Origin of the sequence: Bradyrhizobium sp. SZCCHNS30572 (assembly GCF_032484415.1) — a bacterium.
Taxonomy (GTDB): domain Bacteria; phylum Pseudomonadota; class Alphaproteobacteria; order Rhizobiales; family Xanthobacteraceae; genus Bradyrhizobium.
Genome location: NZ_JAUESY010000003.1, coordinates 585,058 through 604,786, shown reverse-complemented (window position 1 = coordinate 604,786; position 19,729 = coordinate 585,058). Strand labels below are relative to the sequence as shown.

The following is a 19,729-nucleotide window of genomic DNA, read 5'->3' as shown; positions in this document are numbered from 1 at the left end:
TAATACTTTTTGAGAAGGACAGGCGCCGACGGAGGCCCACGCTGCCGAAGATGAGCGTCGGACACAAACAAAATTTTAAGTTGTGGATAGGCCAGATCAGCGCAGCTTCGTCGCGTCGCGGGCGCGCTGCTCGATCGCAGCCCAGGCCCCGGCCCTGATGTCGGCCGCGGGGGCGACCCAGGAGCCGCCGATCGCAACGACCTTCTTATGCGCCAGCCATTGCGCAGCGTTGCCGGCATTGATGCCGCCCGTCGGGCAGAACCGTACGTTGGGGAACGGCCCGGCCAGCGCATCCAGCGCGGCGAGCCCACCGGCCGGCACCGCAGGAAAGAACTTCACCAGCTCATAGCCGCGCGTCACGCAGGCGATGAGATCAGAGGCGGTCTGAATGCCCGGCGCGAACGGCATTTCGCCCGCATTCGCGGCATCGAGCAGGCCGATCGACAGGCCCGGGCTGATCGCGAAGGCTGCACCGAGCCCGGCGGCGCGCTCGTAGTCCGCCGGCGTCAGCACCGTGCCGATGCCGACAACGGCGTCCGGCACCTCATCGATGATCGCGCGTGCGGCATCGAGCCCCGCCTGCGTCCGCAAGGTGATCTCGATGACGCGGAGACCGCCGCTAACGAGCGCGCGCGCAAGCGGCACGGCATGCGCGGCGTCCTCGATCGTGATCACCGGAATCACCGGCGCCAGAGCGAACACCGCATCGAGCTTCGTGCGCTTGTCCAAATTGTTCATCATGCCTCGCTCATCGTCAGAATGTCCCGCGGCATCGCGGTGGCCGGGATCACGGCTCCCGGCGCCATGATCACGGCGCCGGCAAGCCGGTGGCCGGCCAACGCCGCCTTGCGGGGCGGCGCGCCCTTGATGCGCGCGGCGAGATAACCCGCATTGAAGGAATCGCCGGCCGCCGTGGTGTCGATCGGCTTGAGCACCGCAGGCGGCGCGATGTCGACCAGCACACCATCGGCATGGATCAGGCAGCCGCGTGCGCCTCGCTTGACGACGACCTCGCCGACCCCGGCTTCCTTGAAGCGGCGCAGGCTGACGGAGGCGTCGGCATCGCCGAACAGCATCTGCTCATCCTCGAGCGTCGGCAGCGCAACGTCGACCAGCGGCAGGATCGCGCGGAACGCGCGCTGCGCCACCTCGCGGCTGGCCCAGCCGCGCGGTCGGTAGTTGCCGTCGAAGACCACACGCGCGCCGCGCTTGCGCGCCACCGTCAACAGCTCACGCAGCTTGGCCTTGCCGGTCTCGCCATAGAGCGAGAGGCTGATGCCGGAGAGATAGATCCAGTCGAAGCGGGAGAGCCTATCGAGCATGTCGCGGTCGGCGCGATCGAACAGCTCGCGCGCCGGCGCGCGGTCGCGCCAATAGAGGAAGCTGCGCTCGCCCCGGGCATCGCGCTCGATCATGTACAGGCCGGGCACGCGGCCCTCGACCTGCAGCACCTCCGAGGTGTCGATGCCCTCGGCCTGCCAGGCCGCCAGCATCTTGGCGCTCAAGGGATCATCGCCGAGCGCCGTGACGTAGGAGGTGGGCACGCCGAGCCGGGCCAGATAGAGCGCCGTGTTGAGCGTGTCGCCGCCGAAGCCGCGCCGGAACAGCGAGCCGTCCTCCTGCGCAAACTCCACCATGCACTCTCCGATGCAGGCGACTTTCATCGGCGTCAATCCATCCATCAAAACGTCAAATGAACCTTCATCGACCGGCTTCGATCGCTGGCGAGCTCGAAGGCGGCGACCGCCTGCTCGAATGGCAGCGCAGCCGAGATCAGCGGCTTGACGTCCAGCAGCCCCTCGCCCATCAGCCGCAGCGCCAGCTCGAATTCGCGGTCGAACCGGAACGTGCCGCGCAATTGCAGCTCCTTCGTGACCAGCGTGTTGACCGGCAAGGTCATCTCGCCGCCGAGCCCAAGCTGGACGATGACGCCGCCGGGCCTCATGACGTCGAGCGCCGCCCGCAGGGCGGCCTGGTTGCCGGAGGCCTCGAACAGCACGTCGAACGTGCCCTTCCCGCTCCGCCACGGATCGAGCGCCGACGGCTCCGCCCCGAGATTGAACGCATGGCTGGCGCCGAGCGTGCGCGCCATCGCAAGCGGCGCGTCGGCGACGTCGGTCGCCACGATCTCGGCTGCGCCGCCGTAACGCGCGACCAGGATCGACAGCGCTCCGATCGGGCCGCAGCCGGTCACCAGCACGCGCTTGCCGAGCAGCGAACCGGCCTGGTGCGCGGCATGCAGGCAGACCGACAGCGGCTCGGCCATCGCGGCCTCTCCCAGCGACAACGACGGCGCGATCGGCACCGCCTGCGAGGCATCCACGGTGACGAACTCGCGGAAGCCGCCCTGCACGTGGGGATCGCGCATCGCGCTGCCCATGAAGCGCATGTCCAGGCACTGGTTGCGCCGCCCCTCGCGGCAATAGGCGCATTTGCCGCACGGCAGGCTCGGATTGACGGCGACGCGCGTGCCCTCGGCGAGGCCGGTCACGCCGGCACCGACCGCGGCGACGTGGCCTGCGATCTCATGACCCAGCGCCATCGGCTGCTTGATGCGGACCGTGCCGAAGCCGCCGTGATGGTAGTAATGCAGATCCGAGCCGCAGATGCCGCCGGCCTCGATCTTGACCCGGACCTCGCCGGGTCCCGGCGCCGGATCGGGAAAGCTGTCGATGCGCAGATCTTTCGGCGCGTGAATGACGACCGCACGCATGGCCGGCCTCCCTGTCTCGTGTCTTCCGCGATCCTACATCGCCGCCAGCATGCCGCCATCGACATAGATGGTCTGGCCGTTGACATAGGTCGACGCGTCGGAGGCCAGGAAGATCGCGGTGCCGACCAGTTCGTCGGGACGACCCCAGCGCTTCGCCGGGACGCGCGACATCAGCCAGTTGTTGAAGTCGGGGTTGCTCATCAGCGCCTGGTTCATGTCGGTCAGCATGTAGCCGGGACCGATCGCATTGGCCTGGATGCCGTGCGCGGCCCATTCGACGGCCATCGCGCGGGTCAGGTTGCGGATTCCGCCCTTGGCCGTGGTGTAGGGCCCGATCGTCGGCCTTGCCAGCTCGCTGCCGAGCGAGCCGATGTTGATGATCTTGCCGCTGTTGCGCGGAATCATCCGCTTGGCGGCCTCGCGCCCGATCACGAACGCGCTGGTGAGGTTGGTCTCGATGACGCGGCGCCACTCGTCGGTGGTGAACTCGACCAGCGGCTTGCGGTGCTGGATGCCGGCATTGTTGACGAGGATGTCGATCGCGATCCCCTGGTCATCGAAACGCGCGAAGGCGCTGACCACGGCCTGCTCATCGGTCACGTCGAACGGGCAGGCCTCGGCCTGATGGCCCGCGGCGCGGAATTCTTCCGCCGCCGCCAGCGTGCGTGCCGGGTCGGTGCCGTTGATGACGAGCCGCGCCCCGGCCTTGGCAAAGCCTTCGGCAATAGCGCGGCCGAGGCCGCGGGAGGAGCCGGTCACCAGCGCGGTCTTGCCGGAGAGATCGAAGAGCGAGGTCGACATCTGTTCAACTCGTGGACGACGTTCCGGCTGGCATCCTCGTTGACGGACAGCGCGCTGACAAGCGCGTTATCCGGCCCTGACGATCAAACCGGCAGACGGTTAATGGCCGCGACGGCGGTCATCACCCCGCGGATCTCGGCGAGGCCCTTGAGCCGGCCGACCAGCGGATAGCCGGGATGCGTGCCGCGGCCGATGTCGTCGACCAGCTCATGACCGTGATCGGGGCGGAATGGGATCCGCCAGTCCGGATCGCCCTCGGCCTTGCGGCGCGCCTGCTCCTTGAGCAGCGTCGTCACGATCGCAACCATGTCGACATCGCCGCGCAGATGCTCGGCCTCCATGAACGAGCCGTCGAGCATCTTGGTGACGTTGCGCAGATGGACGAAGCGGATGTGCGGGGCGAACCGCTCGGCAAGCCGCGGCACGTTGTTGTGGCCGCCGGCGCCGAGCGCGCCGGTGCAGAACGTGATGCCATTGGCCTTCGACGGGACGGCCTCGACGATGAACTGCAGATCCTCGGCTGACGACACCACGCGCGGCAGGCCGAACAGGTCGCGCGGCGGATCGTCGGGATGGACGCACAGGCTGACACCGCACTCCTCCGCCGTCGGCACCACCTCGCGCAGGAAGCGCGCGTAGTTGGCGCGCAGCTCGGCGTGGCCGACGCCGCGATATTTCTCCAGCATACGGCGCAGCCCGGGCACGTCATAGCGGTCATAGGCGCCGGGCAACCCGGCCATGATGGTCGCGAGCAGCCGGTCCTTGTCGGCTTCGGAGGCCTGCGCCACCCACGCCTTGGCGCGGTCGAGCACGTCGGAGGAGAACTCCGCCTCGGCGCCGGGCCGCTGCAGGATGTAGCAGTCGAACGCCGCCAGGCGGTCCATGTCGAAGCGGAGCGCGGTGGCGCCGCCCGGCAGGCGGAAGGCGAGCTCGGTGCGGGTCCAGTCCAGCACCGCCATGAAATTGTAGCAGACGGTGGTGACGCCGCAGGCGGCGAGGTTGCGCAGCGACTGGCGGTAGTTGTCGAACAAGGACGTCAGATCGCCCTCGCCCAGCTTGATGGCCTCGGAGACCGGCAGGCTCTCGACCACGCTCCAGCGCAGCCGCAGCGATGAATCGCCTTCGATCAAGCCGATGCGCCTGATGATCTCATCGGTGCTCCACACCACGCCGTAGGGAATGTGATGCAGCGCCGTCACGATGCCGGTCGCGCCGGTCTGGCGAACCTGCGGCAAGGTGATGGGATCATCGGGTCCGAACCAGCGCCACGTCTGTTCCATGTCGTCACCTTCCAGAATGAATCAAGCGCGCGATCAGCGCCGCCGCCGTGCCCGCGTGCGCGGTTCGGCCTGCGACGTCTCCTCCTGCCGGGCAAAAATGCCGTCAGCGCGGCGAAACACCTCGCGCAGATGCCGGCGCATCGCCGCGACCGCCTGGGCCTCGTTGCAGGCGGCCAGCCCGTCCAGGATCTCCTGATGCTGCGCGATCAGGAGCGGAATATGGCCGGCATCCTCGATCAAGGTCAGATGGCGGACGCGGTCGAAATGGATCTTGGTCTGACGGATCACCTGCCAGACATGGGGATGCCGGCTGGTGCGGGCAATCGTCTGATGGAACGCCTCGTCATGGACGTAGAACTCCGCCGGCGTCGCCGCCGCCTTCTGCTTGTCGATCAGCTCGGTCAGCTCGCGCAGCGCCGTCGCATCGATGTAGCGGACGGCCTCGGCAACCAGCGCACATTCGAGATGCTCGCGGATGAACTGCGCCTCGCCGAACGCCTCGCGCGACACCGGCGCCACCACGCTGCCGCTTTGCGGATAGATGCGCACGAGGTCGACATCGGCGAGCTTGATCAGCGCCTCGCGCACCGGCGTGCGGCTGACGCCGAGCCGCTCGCACAGGTCGAGTTCGGCCATCGGCGTGCCCGGCGGCAGCGCGCCGGAGACGATGTCCTCGAGCAGCCGCTCGTAGACCTGGTCGGCGAGCCGCCGGCCGGCCTTGCCGTCCAGTCGTGTCAGCGGTGTCAGATCGTCATCCATGGCGGCAGTCTACCCGATTCACAGGAAGCCGATCGAGATCCATGGCAGGAACACGATCAAGAGCAGCGCAACGACGAGTGCAGCGAGATGCGGCCAGACGTGGCGGATGACCTCGTCCGGCGAGGCGCGGCCGATGGCGCAGGCGAGATAGAAGCCGACGCCGAAAGGCGGCGTGAACAGGCCGAGACCCATCGCGAACACCGCGATGATGGCGTAGTGCACCTCGTGCACGCCCATCATGCGCGCGATCGGGAACAGCAGCGGCCCGAACAGCACCACCGCCGGCACGCCCTCGAGCACGCTGCCGAGCACGACGAAGGCGAGCGCCGAAATCAGCAGGAAGCCCCAGCGGCCGCCGGGCGCGGCGACCATGAGGTCGACGAGCTGCTGCGAGAAGCCGGACTGGGTCAGCGCCCAGGCCATGCCGGTCGCAGCCCCCACCACCAGCAGGATCGCGCCGGACAGCGAGGCCGTATCGACCAGGATGGGATACACCCGCTTCCAGTCGAACTGGCGATAGACGAAGATGCCGACCAGCACGGTGTAGATGACGCCGATCGTCGCGACCTCGGTCGCGGTGGCGACGCCCTCGACCACAGCCGAGCGGATCACGATCGGCAGACCGAGACCGGGAATAGAGATCGCAAACAGCCGCAGCCGCGTCTTGGCATCGAAACGCTGCGCGCCGCTCATGTCCTCCTTGCGCGTCTGCAGGAAGACGACGACGGAGAGTGCGATCAGGCCGACCACCGCCGGCAGCAGCCCGCCGGTGAACAGCGCCGCGATCGACACGCCCGTCACCGATCCGACCGTGATCAGCACGATCGAGGGCGGGATCGTTTCCGACATAACGGCCGAGGCCGACAGTAGCGACACCAGGTCACCTTCCGAGCTGCCGCGCTGCTTCATCTCGGGAAACAGCGCCGGCGCAACCGCTGCCATGTCGGCCGCCTTGGCGCCGGAGATGCCGGAGACCAGGTACATCGCGCCGAGCAGCACATATTGCAGGCCGCCGCGGAGGTGGCCGATCAGCGACACGAGAAAAAGGATCATCGCCCGCGCCAGCCCGGCGATCTCGATCAGCGCACCCAGCAGCACGAACATCGGCACCGCCAGCAGCACCATGTGCGACATGCCCTCGCTGACCCGGCCGGGAACGATCAGGACCGGCACGGTGGTGCTGAAATGTAGATAGGCCACGGTGGCGAGCAGGAAGGTGAAGGCGATCGGCGTGCCGATCACCATGGCGCTGGCGACGAGCACAAAGAAGAAGATGAACAGATTGTAGTTGCCGAGATCCTCCAGCACAGGTGCGGCCGCATAGAGCGCCCCCGCACCGGCGAGCACCAGGGCCAGAGCGCCGACGACCTGCATGAGGCTCGCCTGCTGGATCAGCCGGTCGACCGCGGTGAGCAGCATCAGCAGCACGCCGACGAGCATCGCGGCCTCGCGATAGCCTTCGCTGATCTCGAGCACGGGCATCTGGCTGATCAGGTGGCTTTCGAGGTGGTGCCAGGACGGCATCACCAGCGCGACCAGCACGGTGCAGACCAGCATCAGGCCGAGCGCGTCGGTGCGCGCCCGCCACGCCGGCGACAGATTGCGGACGAAGGCGGTGAGCCGCATGTGCTCGGCGCGTCGCAATGCGACGACGGCGCCGAGCATCGCCAGCCACACGAACAGCACGGTGGCGAGTTCGTCGGACCAGATCAGCGGAGCATTGAACACGTAGCGCGCGGCCGTGGCCGCACCGAGCAGGACCAATTCGGCGACCACGATCGCGGCGGCCAGCGCCTCGACGGCGCGGCCTAGCAGATGATCGAAACGCGCAAAGGCGCCATGCGACGGCACCGAGGTCGTCGCGGTCATGTCAACGGCCATTCCACCCTCCCCGCAAGATCCTGCTGATGTCCGCGCATGCGGACATGCATCAGGGATGCAACGGCAGCTCGCTCAGAGCTGGCCGACCGATTTCTCCAGCAGGCCCCACGCCTCGGCGCCGAACTTGGTCTTCCACTCGGTGTAGAAGCCGGCGGTGCGCAGCGCGTCGCGGAACGGCTTGGTGTCGACCTTGTTGAAGGTCACGCCGGCCGCCTGCATGTCCGCCTGCGCCTTCTCGTTGAAGCTCTGGATGTCCTGGCGCTCCTTGACGGCGGCCTCCGACAGCGCCGCGGTGATGGCGTCGCGGACGTCGGCAGGCATGACATTCCAGCGCGCTGCATTGGCGAAGATGTAGTGGCCGTCCCAGATATGGCCTGATAGCGCGATGTACTTCTGCACCTCGTAGAGCTTGGCGCTCTGGATCAGCGCCAGCGGATTCTCCTGGCCGTCGACGATGCGGGTCTGCAGGGCCGCATAGAGCTCGCCGAAATTGATCGGCGTCGGCGCCGCGCCGAGCGTCTTGAACAGCGTCACCCACAACGGATTGCCGGGCACGCGGATCTTGAAGCCCTTGAGATCGTCGGGCGAGGCGATCGGCTTGGCGCCGGAGGTGATGTTGCGATAGCCATTGTCGAGGCATTTCGGGAGCACGTGCAGGCCGACCTTGGCGAACTCGCCGCGCACATGGTTGCCGAGATCGCCGTCCATCGCCGACCACACCTGGTCGTAACTCTCGAACGCGAACGCCACCGCATTGATCCCGCCGATCGGCACCACCGTCTGGTTCACACCTGACGTCGACATGAAGTCGAGCGCGCCGCTGCGCACCTGCGAGAACATGTCGGGCTCGCTGCCGAGCTGGCTGTTCGGATAGACCTGCAGGTCGACCAGACCATTGGTCTGCTTCTTGATGACCTCCGACGCCTCGATGATCCGGACGACGCCGGGATGGGTGGCGGGAAACGCCGTGCCGTAGCGCAGGCGATACTTCGCCGACTGCGCCCGGGCGGGCGTGAACGCCAAGGCCGAGGCTCCCGCGAGCGCGGTGCCGACGAAACTGCGACGAGACATGGATGTGGGCAAAGACACTGGCAAACCTCCCCTGCCGGCCCGCTGTGGGGCCTTTGTATGTCATTCCTGTATGCTAAGCCTATAAGGGATACCAAATATGCTTTCAATCAAAAACTTGTATCCAAGATTTGGGATTGCTATACGACGGCAGCTCGCGGTCGAAATGGGCGAGAAGGATGGAGGAGCGCGTGAAGAGCCTTGTGGTGGAGCGGCCCGGCCGCCTGTCGATCGAAACGCGCCCGGTTCCCGAGCCTTCGGCAGGCGAGGTCCGCATCAAGGTCGAGCGCGCCGGGATCTGCGGCTCCGACATCCACATCCTCCACGGCAGCAACCCGTTCGCGCGCTATCCGCGCGTGATCGGCCATGAATTCTTCGGCCGCATCGACAAGCTCGGCGACGGTGTCAGCGCACGGCTCGGCGCCCGCGTGGTGGTCGATCCCGTGGTGGCCTGCGGCCATTGCTATCCCTGCTCGGTCGGCCGCCCCAATGTCTGCGCTGAACTCGCCGTGCTCGGCGTCCACCGCGACGGCGGCTTTTCGGAATATGCCTGCGTACCGGACGCAAACGCGCATCTGCTGCCGGACAGCGTCGACGACGACAAGGCGCCGCTGGTCGAGCCGTTCTCGATCGCCGCCAACATCACCGATCATACGCGCGTGTTCGCTTCCGACGTCGCGCTGGTCTATGGCGCCGGGCCGATCGGGCTGACCGTGATCCAGGTGCTCAAGCACGTCTACGGCGTGAAGCAGCTGATCGTCACCGACCGCATCGATTCGCGGCTCGAAGCGGCCCAGCGCAACGGCGCCGACCGCGTCATCAACACGGCAAACACCGCCCTGCCCGCAGCGCTCGCGGATGCCGGCGTGAGGCCAACACTGATCATCGATGCCGCGTGCCATCCCGCCATTCTCGCCGAAGCGATCGAGATCGCCTCGCCCGCCGCACGCATCGGCCTGCTCGGCTTTTCGGCGGAGCCCTCGACCATCGTGCAGCAGAAGGTCACGGCCAAGGAGCTCGCCATCCACGCTAGCAGGCTCAACAGCGGCAAGTTCGCCAAGGTGATCGACTGGTTCGCGCGCGGCATCTTGCAGCCGGAGCGCCTGATCACCCATCGCTACGGGCTCGACGCCTACGCCACTGCGTTCGACACATTCGAGCATAACCAGACCGAATGCTGCAAAGTGCAGCTGATCTTTTAAGGTCCCGATATGGACCGCCTCAGCCCCGCCACGCTCCACCGCCTGCCTGCCGGCATCCTCAAGCCGGACTACGATCGCACGGCGGTCGCGACCGGCATCGTCCATCTCGGCCTCGGCGCCTTCCATCGCGGCCACCAGGCGGTCTACACGGATGCGCTGCTCAAGGACGATCCGCGCTGGGGCATCCTCGGCGTCTCCCTGCGCTCGCCCGACACGCGCGACGCGCTCGCACCGCAAGGCGGGCTCTACAGCGTGACCGCGAGCGACGGCGCCGGCCAGCAGCGGCGCGTCATCGGCGCGCTCACCGGCCTTGCGGTCGCGCCGGAGGATCCGGCCGGCCTGCTCGCACGCCTCGCCGATCCCACCGTGCGCATCGTTTCCACCACGGTGACTGAGAAGGGCTACAACCACGATCCGGCGACCGGTACGCTGCGCGCCGATGATCCCGACATCCGTCACGACAGCGGTCACCTGACGCATCCTCGCAGCACGCTCGGATTCATCGTGGGCGGCCTGCGGCTGCGGCGGCAGCAGGGCCTGCCGCCCTACACGGTGCTGGCCTGCGACAATCTTCCGGCCAATGGCCATACCCTGCGCGGCCTCGTCATCGCCTTCGCCGAGCTGGTTGACCGCGACCTCGCCCGCTGGATCGCCGACGAGGTCCGCTTCCCCTCGACCATGGTCGATCGCATCGTGCCGGCCACCACCGACGCCGACCGCGCTGATGTCAGCACCGCGCTCGGCCTCGACGATGCATGGCCCGTCGTCACCGAGCCGTTCAGCCAATGGGTCATCGAGGATGATTTCGGCGGCGATCGCCCGGCGTGGGACATCAGCGGCGCGCAGTTCGTCCGCGACGTCGCGCCGTTCGAGCTGATGAAGCTGCGGCTGCTCAACGGCGCGCACTCGACGATCGCCTATCTCGGCTATCTCATGGGCTGCGAGACGGTGGCCGCGGCCATGGCCGAGCCCGACCTCGCCGGCCTCGTCGAGGACATGATGTGCGACGAGGTCACGCCGACTCTGCCCGCGCTCGGCGGCTTCGACGTGACAGCCTATCGCGCCGCGCTGCTGCAACGCTTCCGCAATCCGGCGCTGAAGCATCTGACAGCGCAGATCGCGATGGACGGCTCGCAGAAGCTGCCGCAGCGCCTGCTCGGCACCATCAGCGACCGGCTCGCCCGCGGCCAGCCGATCACCCGCCTCGCGCTCGCCGTCGCCGGGTGGATGCGCTACGTCAGCGGCACCGACGAACACCGCCAGCCGATCGCGCTGCGCGACCCGCTGGCGGCCAGACTGCGGGCCCTGGCGGATGACGCCGGCCCGGTTGCGGGCCGGCTTGCGCCCGCATTGTTGTCGGTCACATCGGTGTTCGGCACCGAGCTGCCGAACGATCCTCGCTTCACGGGCGCCGTTGAGGCAGCACTCGACAGCCTCTTCCTGAACGGAACCCGTGCGACTGTCGCGCAGACCCTGCAGAACCCAGGCTGACGTCACACCGGTCCTGATTGGGCGAACGCGACGTCAGCACCGACTACACATTCGGCAGCAGCTTGCCCGGGTTCATCAGACCATGCGGATCGAGCGCGCGCTTGAGCTGACGCATCAGCTCGAGCTCGAGCGCTGGCTTGCACAGCGGCATCTCCGCGGTGCGGAGCTGGCCGATGCCATGCTCGGCGCTGATCGAGCCGCGGCGACGGGTGATCTCGTCATGGACGAGGCGAGTGATCCGCGGACCGTGCCCGTCAAACTCGTCCTCGCTGATGTCGAGCGGCCGCATCAGATTGTAGTGCAGATTGCCGTCGCCGAGATGGCCGAACACCATGGGACGGATGCCGGGCAGCGCGGCGTCGACCGCCGCATCCATGACACCGACGAAATCGGCGATCTCGGCCACGGGCACCGCGACGTCGTGCTTCAGCGCCTTGCCTTCCCGCACCAGCGCCTCGGACACGCTCTCGCGTACGCGCCAGAACGCCTTGGCCTGGATGCCGTCCTGGGCCACGACGGCGTCGGAGGCAAGTCCTTCCGCCATCGCCTGAGCCAGCGCGGTTTCGAGACGCGCCGTCAGCGCAGGCTCGTCGCTGATGTCGCTGAGCTCGATCAGCACCGCTGCGTCGGGCAGCGCCGTGAACGGCAGCCGCGCATCCGGGATCTGGCGCAGGATCATGTCGAGCGTCGCCGAGGTCAGGAATTCGAATGCAGTGAGACGATCGCCGCAATGAGCGCGCGACAACTGAAGAAGCTTCAGCGCGGCAGCCGCATCGGGGACTGCGACGAACGCCGTCGCGCGCGCCGTCGGCTGCGGGAACAGCTTGAGCACGGCACCGGTGATGATGCCGATCGTGCCTTCCGAGCCGATGAAGAGATCGCGCAGCGCATAGCCGGTGTTGTCCTTGCGCAAGGCGCGCAGGCCGTCCCAGATGCGGCCATCCGGCAGCACCACTTCGAGCCCGAGAGTCAGCTCGCGCATCACGCCATACCTTAACACGGCGACGCCGCCGGCGTTGGCCGCGAGATTGCCGCCGACGGTGCAGCTCCCCTCGGACCCGAGGCTGAGTGGAAACAGCAGGCCGGCCGCGCCGGCGGCCTCCTGCACCTTCGCCAGCACGACGCCGGCATCGACCACCATGGTCTGGCCGATGGGATCGAGCGCGCGGACGCGGTTCATCCGCGCCAGCGACAGCACGATCGCTCCGCCGCTCGCATCGGGTGTCGCGCCGCCGGACAGGCTCGTGTGGCCGCCCTGCGGCACCACGGCGACGCGGGCCTCGGCGCAGGCCGCCATGACCGCGGCGACCTCTGCCGTCGACGCAGGACGCACGACGGCGATGGCAGCGCCACGATACTTGCCCAGCCAGTCGCGCAGATACGGCGCCTGATCTTCGGCTGCGACGAGAACATGCGCTGCGCCGACGGCGCTCTGCAGCCTTTCGATCAGCACCGTCATGACGCGCGATCCAACCCTTTGATGACCTGAGATGGCGATGCGCACAAACTAACAGCTCCGCCGATCGCGGCCCCAATACCAAGTTGTCCGCCATCCATAATCGATTGTTATGGGTGAGGATCAGGCCGGTGCCAGCGCCATCGGCGGGTCGATATGCGGAACGGCATCGACCAGCTCGCGCGTGTAGTCGGTCTGCGGATTGGCGAACAGCGCCCGGCTCTCGCCCTGCTCGATGATGAGGCCTGTGCGCAGCACGATGGTGCGGTCGCACATCATGCGCACGACATTGAGATCGTGGCTGACGAACAGAAAGGCGAGGTTATCCTCGCGCCGAAGCCTGTTCAGGAGCTGCAGCACCACGGCCTGCACGGAGACGTCGAGCGCCGCGGTCGGCTCGTCCAGCACCAGCAGACGCGGCCGGCAGGCGATGGCGCGGGCGATTCCGACGCGCGCCTTCTGCCCGCCAGAGAGCTGATGCGGAAAGCGCGACAGCAGCTCGCGCGGCAGGCCGACACGCTCGGCGCATTCCTCGACCCGCCGGCGCAGTCTGTCGCCTGAGCGCATGTTCATCAGTCGCAGCAGCGGATGGGCGATGCAGTCGAATGCCGTGTAGCGCGGATTGAGGCTGTCGTTCGGATCCTGGAAGACGATCTGGATGTCCTTGCGCAGCTCGGAACGGTGGAAGTCGCGCGCCGGGATCTGGCCGATCGACTGGCCGTCGAACAGGATCTCGCCGGCGCTGGCATCGATCAGCCGGCAGATCATGCGCGACGTCGTGCTCTTGCCGGAACCACTCTCGCCGACCAGGCCGACGCTCTCGCCGCCGCGCATGGTCATCGAGAAGTCCGCGACGCCCACGGTGCCGTCGTCGAAACGCTTGCTGACAGTCCTGACGTCGAGCAGCAGCGGCGTGCCGTGCGGCGGAGGCGGCAGCTCCGTCACCGCGACCAACGGAATGCGCTCGCCGTCCGGCACCAGATCCTCAATGCGCGAGGTCGCCGTCGGCGACGCCGCGACCAGCCGTTTGGTGTAGGGGTGCTGCGGCCGATGGAACAGCGTGAGCGGCTCGGCCTCCTCGACCAGCCTGCCCTGCTCCATCACCACGACGCGCGCGCAGTAGCGCGCGGCCAGCCCGAGATCATGCGTGATCAGGATCGTCGCCATGCCGCGGTCGGCGGCGATATGAGCGAGCAGGTCCATCACCACCTTCTGCGTGGTGACGTCGAGGCCGGTGGTCGGCTCGTCCGCGATCAGCAGCTGCGGGCTGCAGGAGATCGCGATCGCGATCATCACCCGCTGGCACATGCCGCCGGAGAGCTCATGCGGATAGGCGCTCATGCGCCGCTCGGGATCGCGGATCTGCACGGCCTTCAAGAGTTGCAGCGCCTCGGCCTGCGCCTCCTGCCGCGACAGCCGTCTATGCGCGAGGATCGCATCCGCAATCTGCTGGCCGACGGTACGGATAGGATTGAGGGCCGCGCGCGGGTTCTGGAAGATCATCGCCATCGCAGCACCATGCAGGCTGCGCAGATCGGCGCCGCCGGCGCGGGTGATGTCCTGGCCCTTGAAGCGGATCCGGCCGCCGGTGATGCGGCCGGCCTTGTCGAGCAGATGGGTGATGGCAAAGCCGGTCACCGACTTGCCGGAGCCGCTCTCGCCGACGAGGCCAAGCATCTCACCCGGTGCCAGCAACAGAGACACGCCGCGCACGGCCTCGACGATACCACGACGGGTGGAGAAGGAGACCTTGAGGTTCTCGACCTCGAGCAGCGGTGCGCTCACGTTCTCATCCTCGGATGCGCCACGCTGATCATCTTCAATTCGCCCGTCATGTGCGCATCCGGGGATCGAGGATATCGCGCAGGCCGTCGCCGAGCAGATTGAAGCACAGCACCGCGCTCATCAGCGCAAGTCCGGGAAACGCCACCAGCCACCAGCGCCCCGTGGAGATGAAGCGGGCGCCCTCGGCGACCATGATGCCCCATTCCGGCGTCGGCGGCTTGACGCCGAGGCCGATGAAGGAGAGGCCCGCGGCATTGAGGATCGCCCAGCCGAGATTGAGCGACATCTGCACCGCCATCGCCGGCAGCACGTTCGGCAACAGGAAGCGCAGCACGACCGCGACATGGCTCTCGCCGCAGGCCCGCGCGGCCTCGACCCAGCCGAGATTGCGGCGGATGTTCACTTCGGCGCGGGCGAAGCGGATGTAGAACGGCAGATTGATGATCGCGGTCGCGATCACGATGTTCTCGACGCGGTTGCCGAGCGCGGCGACCATCGCCATCGCCAGCACGAACAGCGGGAACGCCATCAGGACGTCGATGAAGCGGCCGACCGCCTTGTCGAGCCGGCCGCCGGCATAGCCGCAGAGTGCACCGATCACCGAGCCGAGCGCGAAGGACACAGCAACCGCCGTCACCGCGATCGTGAGGTCGAGCCGGCTCGCGACGATCAGGCGGCTGAGCACATCGCGACCGAGCTGGTCGGTGCCGAACCAGTGCGCCGCGCTCGGCGGCTGCAGCGCCTGCGGTACGTCGGAGACGACCGGATCATAGGGCGCGAGCCACGGCGCAAAGATCGCGATCAGCGCCAGCAGCAGCGCACCGCCAGCCGCGACAGCGGTGACCGGATTGCCGCGCAGCACGAAGGCAGTGTGGCGCAGGGTCGACGAGGCCTCGATCGTGCTCATGCTCACGCCACCGTCGCCCTGGGATCGGCGATGCCATAGAGTACATCGACCAGCAGATTGACGATCACGAAGATCGTCGCCATCAGCAGCACGAAGCCCTGCACCGGCGCGTAGTCGGAGACCAGCAGCGCATCGAGCGCGTAGGAGGCGACGCCGGGCCAGGAGAACACCTTCTCCACCAGCACATTGGCGCCGAGCATGGTCGAGAACACGATCCCGGCGATGGTGATGACCGGCAGGATCGCGTTCCTCAGCGCATAGGTCACGACGATGCGCCACCACGACAGCCCGACCGAGCGCGCCGTGCGCACGAAGTCGCTGCCGAGCGACACCAGCATCGAGGCGCGGGTGATGCGCGCCAGCGGCGCGATCACGAACAGCGCCATGGTCAGTGCCGGCAGCATCAGCTGCCGGGCCGCCGCCCACCAGCCCTCGACATCGCCGGCGAGCAGGAAGTCGATGATCAGGAAGCCGGTCCGCGACGGCGGCAGTGTGGCGAAGATATCGATGCGGCCCGTGGGGTCCGGCGCCAGGCCGAGCAGATAATAGAACACGTAGATCAGCAGCAGACCGGAGACGAAGGTCGGAACGCAGACGCCGAGCGAGCAGAACAGCCGCACGCCGTGATCGACCAGCGAGCCCGGCCGCAGCGCAGCCAGCACGCCGAGCGGCACCGCCGACACCAGCGCGATCAGCAGCGCCGTCAGGGTCAATTCGAGCGAGGCCGGCAGCCGCTCCTTGAGATCCTTGGCGACCGCCTGCCCGGTCATCATCGAGCGGCCGAGATTGCCGCGGCCGACGTCGTAGAGATAGATCGCGAGCTGGTTCGGCAGCGGCTTGTCGAGCCCGAGCTGCCGGCGGATGACCTCGATCTCCTCCTGGCCGGCATTGGGGCCGGAGGCAAAGAACACGGCCGGATCCCCCGGCAGCACGCGCATCAGCAGGAAGGTGAAGACCAGGACCCCGAACAGCGCCGGCAGCGACGAGACGAAGCGTCGTCCCGCCCGAGCCAAGGTTGCGCCGATCGTGCCCATGGTTATCAGCCGTCCCCGTTACTTGCGACTCAGGTTACGATAATCGACCTGCCGCGTGAACTGGTAGACGTAGCCGTCCACCGTCGGCTGCATCACCGCGTCCTGCGCCGCCTGCCAGATCGGGATCTGGAACATCTGGTCGAAATGGATGGCGTTGAGCGCCTTGCCCTGCTCTTCATATTTCGCCTTGTCGGCCTCGAAGCGCGCCTCCTGCGCGATCTTCTCCAGCTCGGCATTGTCAGTCGAGGAATAGTTCCAGCGCTGCTTGCCCGTGTAGAAGTTGCGATAGAAGTAGTCGGTCGAGGGCAGCCAGGCGACGATGCCTTCGGTGAAGAACGGCAGCTTCTTCTCGTTGATCGCGGTCGACATCTGCGCATCCGGCAGCTTCTGGATGTCCACCTTGATGCCGATCTTGGCGAGCGATTCCTTGACCAGCGCGGCCATCGGCTCGGCGGTCGCCGCCTGGCCGACATTGAAGCTGAAGGTGGTGGAGAAGCCGTCCGCCATGCCGGCGTCCTTCAGATAGGCCTTGGCCTTCTCCAGATCGAGCTTGATCGGCTGCGGGATCGGATAGCCGCCGCTCGGCGGCTTGCCGTCGGCCCACGTCGCGCCGTAGAGCGGCGCGCCGCGGCCGAACAAGGCCGCCTTGAACATGTCGTCATAGGGCAGCGCGTAGGCTATGGCGCGACGCACATTGACGTTGTCGAACGGCGGGATGGTGTTGTTCATCGAGATGAAGGTCACCGCGTTGTATTGCGGCGTCGAGATCACCTTCAGCTTGCCCTTGCCTTCGAGCGACTGCACGTCGCTCGCCTGCAGGTCGATGACGAGGTCGGCGTCGCCGCGCTCCACGAGGTTGGCGCGCGTCGCCGGTTCAGGCACCGACTGGATGATCAGGCGCTTGAACGCCGCCGGCTTGTCCGGCGCGCCGCGATTCCAGGCCTCGCTGCGCTTGGCGATCACCTGCTCGCCGGGCTTGAAGGTCTCGACGATGTAGGCACCGCTGCCGGCCGCGTTCTCCTTGGTCCAGTTCAGCGCCCATGGGTCTTCGGCCGTCGCATGCGCCTTGGCGAGCTTGGAGTTGATGATGATCGGATAGACGGTCGCGAGATTCGGCAGCGCCAGCTTGTCCGGCTTCGGCAAGGTCACTTCGAACGTCAGGGGATCAATGACCTTGAACTGATCGGCCGACGTCAGCGAGCCCGTCAGCAGTTGCGCCTTGCCGAGGATTGGCGCGGTGACGCAGCGGTCGAGCGACCATTTGACGTCCTCGGCCGTCACCGGCGAGCCGTCCTGGAACTTGGCGTCGGGGCGCAGCTTGAAGGTGATCTTCAAACCGTCAGAGCTGACCTGATAGGATTCAGCGAGCTCGCCGGTGATCGTGTCGAGATCGAACACCCACTTACCATTGAGCTGCTTGCGACCGAACGACACCAGCCGGTCGTAGCTCGACATCGACAGCGCGAAGGCCTCGCGCGTCGAGCCCGGAATGTTCGGATCGAGCGTGTTGACGGTGGCACCGGTGACATAGCGCAGAGTCTCGGCGCGGCTCTGCGCATGCGCCGATGGCGCAGCCAGCATCACCGCGAGCAAGGCGGGCGCAGCGAACAACGAACGTTTGGACATCTCGAAACTCATCGCCCTTGTTCCCTCATTGGTCTCAAAATCCGGGACTGAAATACCCTGCCAGCGGTCACCGGCGACGCAAGCACATCAGATGGAAGCGCATCAGATGGGAGCGCATCAGATGGGAGTTCAGCAGCAAATCACGTGCCACGGCGCACCTCGGCCTGCTTCACATCGTAGGCCTGGAAGTTGGCCCAATGCTTGTCGATGTCGGCCTTGAACAGCCCGCGCGTCAGCCCATGCACGAGCTTCGGCACCGCGGTGGTCATTGCATTGATGGAAGATCCCGACGCGCCGAAGCTCATCGTCGAGGCAATGGCAAACACATGGACGTCGCGGATCCACGGCGTCCGGCCAGCCACACGCTCGCACAGCGCATAGTCGTCGGCGAGATAGGGAAAGGCGCCGAGCCGGTCGTTGCGCTCGCTGGCATCAGGCGTGTAGCGATCGCACCAGCGTGCGATATTGGCGGCAAAGCGCTGCAGCTCCGGACGCTTTGCGAAGTCCATCGAGATGCCCGTCGCGCTGACCACGAAATCGACTGTGACTTCGCCTTGCGGTGTCCGCAGCACGACTCCCTCTGACGTTTCGCACGCGATCAGCACAGGCGCGCCCTCATGCAGGTGGAACGCAGCATGACGGGCGCAGCGATCATAGGTGTGCTGCGGAAAGCCCTCGCGCAACTCGAGGACCGCGCGCATGAAACGCCAGCGCCAGACGTCGTCGAGTTCGGAGAAATGCCGCAGGAAACCACGGAACGTCAGCCAGCGATAGGGTTGGATCAGTTGGATTTCCGTGCGGCGGCATAGCAGATCGACGCTGTTCGCACCGGCTTCGAGCGCAGCCGCCGCATTGTCGAACGCCGAGGCACCGGCCCCGATCACGGCGACGCGGCGGCCGCGCAAGCTGTCGAAATCGATCTCGGCGCCGGAATGGGCGCAGCGCGTTGCGGGCAAATGGCGCAGCGGCTCCGGAATGCTCCAATCGCCCATCCCTTCCTGCCCGGTCGCCAGCACGATCTTGCGGGCATAGATCGTCGTCTCACCATCCTTGCTGCGCACTGTCGCCTGCAGCAGTCCGTCAGCGGCCGGTGCGATATCGACGACTTCGCAGCCGTTGCGCACGGGAAGGTCGAGCACCTCGCGATACCAGGCGAGATAATCTGCCCAATATTCGCGCGGAATCAGATCAAGATTGCGCCAGCTCTCGCCGCCAAACTTCGCCTCGTGCCACGCCTGATAGGTCAGACAGGGGATGTCGAGATCGGGTCCGGTGAAGTCCTTCGGGCTGCGCAGGGTCGGCATGCGCGCATAGCTGAGCCACGGTCCTTCGCGGCCTGCCTCGGCTTTGTCGAGCACGAGAATGTTGCTGACGCGCGAGCGCAGCAGCGCGAAGGCGGTGGCAAGACCCGATTGGCCGCCGCCGACGATCAGCACATCGCGCGCAGGCCGGCCATCGGGACCGACGACGGGCGTCAGCCATGGCATGCTGGGATGGGCGATCCTGGCAAGATCGCCACGGACCTGGGCCGTCAGCGCGGCGAGGCCATCGCTCATGCCGGGCACCGGAATTGACACGCGCAATCGCGATCGAAACGCTCGCTGTCGCTCACGCTCTCTCCATCAGTCATGTCACCCGGCACGCGAAGCTTAGCAAAGCAGGTCCGGCACCGACCATACCGATTTGTCCGCCGCCCATAACAGCTTGTTATGGGGCGGCAGCGGCG

16 protein-coding genes are annotated in these 19,729 nt (G+C 66.9%); 2 read left to right on the top strand and 14 right to left on the bottom strand.

Annotated features, from left to right (window positions below; translation table 11 throughout):
* Positions 1-96 precede the first annotated feature (96 nt).
* The 8 genes from eda to QX048_RS10970 all read right to left on the bottom strand — a co-directional run bounded on the left by eda (position 97) and on the right by QX048_RS10970 (position 8,523).
* Positions 97-741: a bifunctional 4-hydroxy-2-oxoglutarate aldolase/2-dehydro-3-deoxy-phosphogluconate aldolase gene (gene eda / locus QX048_RS11005; protein WP_315827044.1), complete on the bottom strand. Its 645-nt coding sequence runs from the start codon at positions 739-741 to the stop codon at positions 97-99.
* Entirely contained in the window at positions 738-1,634 is an 897-nt protein-coding gene (locus QX048_RS11000) for a sugar kinase (RefSeq protein WP_409999250.1), read from the bottom strand. Before QX048_RS11000 ends, eda begins: the two co-directional genes overlap by 4 nt.
* 47 nt (positions 1,635-1,681) lie before the next feature.
* The gene (locus QX048_RS10995) at positions 1,682-2,713 is read right to left on the bottom strand and encodes an L-idonate 5-dehydrogenase (RefSeq protein WP_315827046.1); all 1,032 of its coding nucleotides are present in this window, start codon (positions 2,711-2,713) and stop codon (positions 1,682-1,684) included.
* Between the two features lie 33 nt (positions 2,714-2,746).
* Positions 2,747-3,514 carry a glucose 1-dehydrogenase gene (locus QX048_RS10990; RefSeq protein WP_315750327.1) on the bottom strand — a complete coding sequence of 256 codons (768 nt, stop codon included), beginning with the start codon at positions 3,512-3,514 and terminating at the stop codon, positions 2,747-2,749.
* Positions 3,515-3,597: 83 nt separating this feature from the next.
* Positions 3,598-4,794, bottom strand: coding sequence for a mannonate dehydratase (gene uxuA, locus QX048_RS10985; protein WP_315827047.1), 1,197 nt, complete (start codon positions 4,792-4,794; stop codon positions 3,598-3,600).
* Between the two features lie 33 nt (positions 4,795-4,827).
* Positions 4,828-5,553, bottom strand: coding sequence for a GntR family transcriptional regulator (locus QX048_RS10980; protein WP_315827048.1), 726 nt, complete (start codon positions 5,551-5,553; stop codon positions 4,828-4,830).
* A gap of 18 nt (positions 5,554-5,571) precedes the next feature.
* A complete protein-coding gene (locus QX048_RS10975) occupies positions 5,572-7,434 on the bottom strand; it encodes a TRAP transporter large permease subunit (RefSeq protein WP_316200706.1) in 1,863 nt (620 codons plus the stop codon).
* Between the two features lie 72 nt (positions 7,435-7,506).
* Complete coding sequence (locus QX048_RS10970) at positions 7,507-8,523, bottom strand: TRAP transporter substrate-binding protein (RefSeq protein ID WP_410052178.1); 1,017 nt, start codon at positions 8,521-8,523, stop codon at positions 7,507-7,509.
* 170 nt (positions 8,524-8,693) lie between these two features.
* Between QX048_RS10970 and QX048_RS10965 the strand changes: the two genes are divergently transcribed.
* Positions 8,694-9,704, top strand: a complete 1,011-nt coding sequence (locus QX048_RS10965; protein ID WP_316192169.1) for a Zn-dependent oxidoreductase — start codon at positions 8,694-8,696, stop codon at positions 9,702-9,704.
* Positions 9,705-9,713: 9 nt separating this feature from the next.
* Positions 9,714-11,195, top strand: coding sequence for a mannitol dehydrogenase family protein (locus QX048_RS10960; protein ID WP_316200707.1), 1,482 nt, complete (start codon positions 9,714-9,716; stop codon positions 11,193-11,195).
* A 43-nt stretch (positions 11,196-11,238) separates the two neighbouring features.
* Here the strand turns inward: QX048_RS10960 and QX048_RS10955 are convergent, their stop codons facing one another.
* From QX048_RS10955 to QX048_RS10930, 6 genes are all read right to left on the bottom strand, one after another.
* A complete protein-coding gene (locus QX048_RS10955; RefSeq protein WP_316192172.1) occupies positions 11,239-12,654 on the bottom strand; it encodes an FAD-binding oxidoreductase in 1,416 nt (471 codons plus the stop codon).
* Between the two features lie 120 nt (positions 12,655-12,774).
* Positions 12,775-14,436 (bottom strand): ABC transporter ATP-binding protein, encoded by a 1,662-nt coding sequence (locus QX048_RS10950; protein WP_316200708.1) that lies wholly within the window; start codon positions 14,434-14,436, stop codon positions 12,775-12,777.
* Between the two features lie 46 nt (positions 14,437-14,482).
* The gene (locus QX048_RS10945) at positions 14,483-15,343 is read right to left on the bottom strand and encodes an ABC transporter permease (RefSeq protein WP_315750319.1); all 861 of its coding nucleotides are present in this window, start codon (positions 15,341-15,343) and stop codon (positions 14,483-14,485) included.
* 2 nt (positions 15,344-15,345) lie between these two features.
* Positions 15,346-16,377: an ABC transporter permease gene (locus QX048_RS10940; protein ID WP_315718176.1), complete on the bottom strand. Its 1,032-nt coding sequence runs from the start codon at positions 16,375-16,377 to the stop codon at positions 15,346-15,348.
* 18 nt (positions 16,378-16,395) lie between these two features.
* Positions 16,396-18,015 carry an ABC transporter substrate-binding protein gene (locus QX048_RS10935; RefSeq protein ID WP_316192174.1) on the bottom strand — a complete coding sequence of 540 codons (1,620 nt, stop codon included), beginning with the start codon at positions 18,013-18,015 and terminating at the stop codon, positions 16,396-16,398.
* Positions 18,016-18,143: 128 nt separating this feature from the next.
* A complete protein-coding gene (locus tag QX048_RS10930; RefSeq protein ID WP_315827055.1) occupies positions 18,144-19,559 on the bottom strand; it encodes an NAD(P)/FAD-dependent oxidoreductase in 1,416 nt (471 codons plus the stop codon).
* Positions 19,560-19,729: the final 170 nt, after the last annotated feature.

Coding starts and splice junctions, on each gene's coding strand:
- eda (WP_315827044.1), bottom strand. CDS start 741: ATGATGAACAATTTGGACAAGCGCACGAAGCTCGATGCGGTGTTCGCT.
- QX048_RS10995 (WP_315827046.1), bottom strand. CDS start 2,713: ATGCGTGCGGTCGTCATTCACGCGCCGAAAGATCTGCGCATCGACAGC.
- QX048_RS10990 (WP_315750327.1), bottom strand. CDS start 3,514: ATGTCGACCTCGCTCTTCGATCTCTCCGGCAAGACCGCGCTGGTGACC.
- uxuA (WP_315827047.1), bottom strand. CDS start 4,794: ATGGAACAGACGTGGCGCTGGTTCGGACCCGATGATCCCATCACCTTG.
- QX048_RS10980 (WP_315827048.1), bottom strand. CDS start 5,553: ATGGATGACGATCTGACACCGCTGACACGACTGGACGGCAAGGCCGGC.
- QX048_RS10975 (WP_316200706.1), bottom strand. CDS start 7,434: ATGGCCGTTGACATGACCGCGACGACCTCGGTGCCGTCGCATGGCGCC.
- QX048_RS10960 (WP_316200707.1), top strand. CDS start 9,714: ATGGACCGCCTCAGCCCCGCCACGCTCCACCGCCTGCCTGCCGGCATC.
- QX048_RS10955 (WP_316192172.1), bottom strand. CDS start 12,654: ATGACGGTGCTGATCGAAAGGCTGCAGAGCGCCGTCGGCGCAGCGCAT.
- QX048_RS10945 (WP_315750319.1), bottom strand. CDS start 15,343: ATGAGCACGATCGAGGCCTCGTCGACCCTGCGCCACACTGCCTTCGTG.
- QX048_RS10940 (WP_315718176.1), bottom strand. CDS start 16,377: ATGGGCACGATCGGCGCAACCTTGGCTCGGGCGGGACGACGCTTCGTC.
- QX048_RS10935 (WP_316192174.1), bottom strand. CDS start 18,015: ATGAGTTTCGAGATGTCCAAACGTTCGTTGTTCGCTGCGCCCGCCTTG.
- QX048_RS10930 (WP_315827055.1), bottom strand. CDS start 19,559: ATGAGCGATGGCCTCGCCGCGCTGACGGCCCAGGTCCGTGGCGATCTT.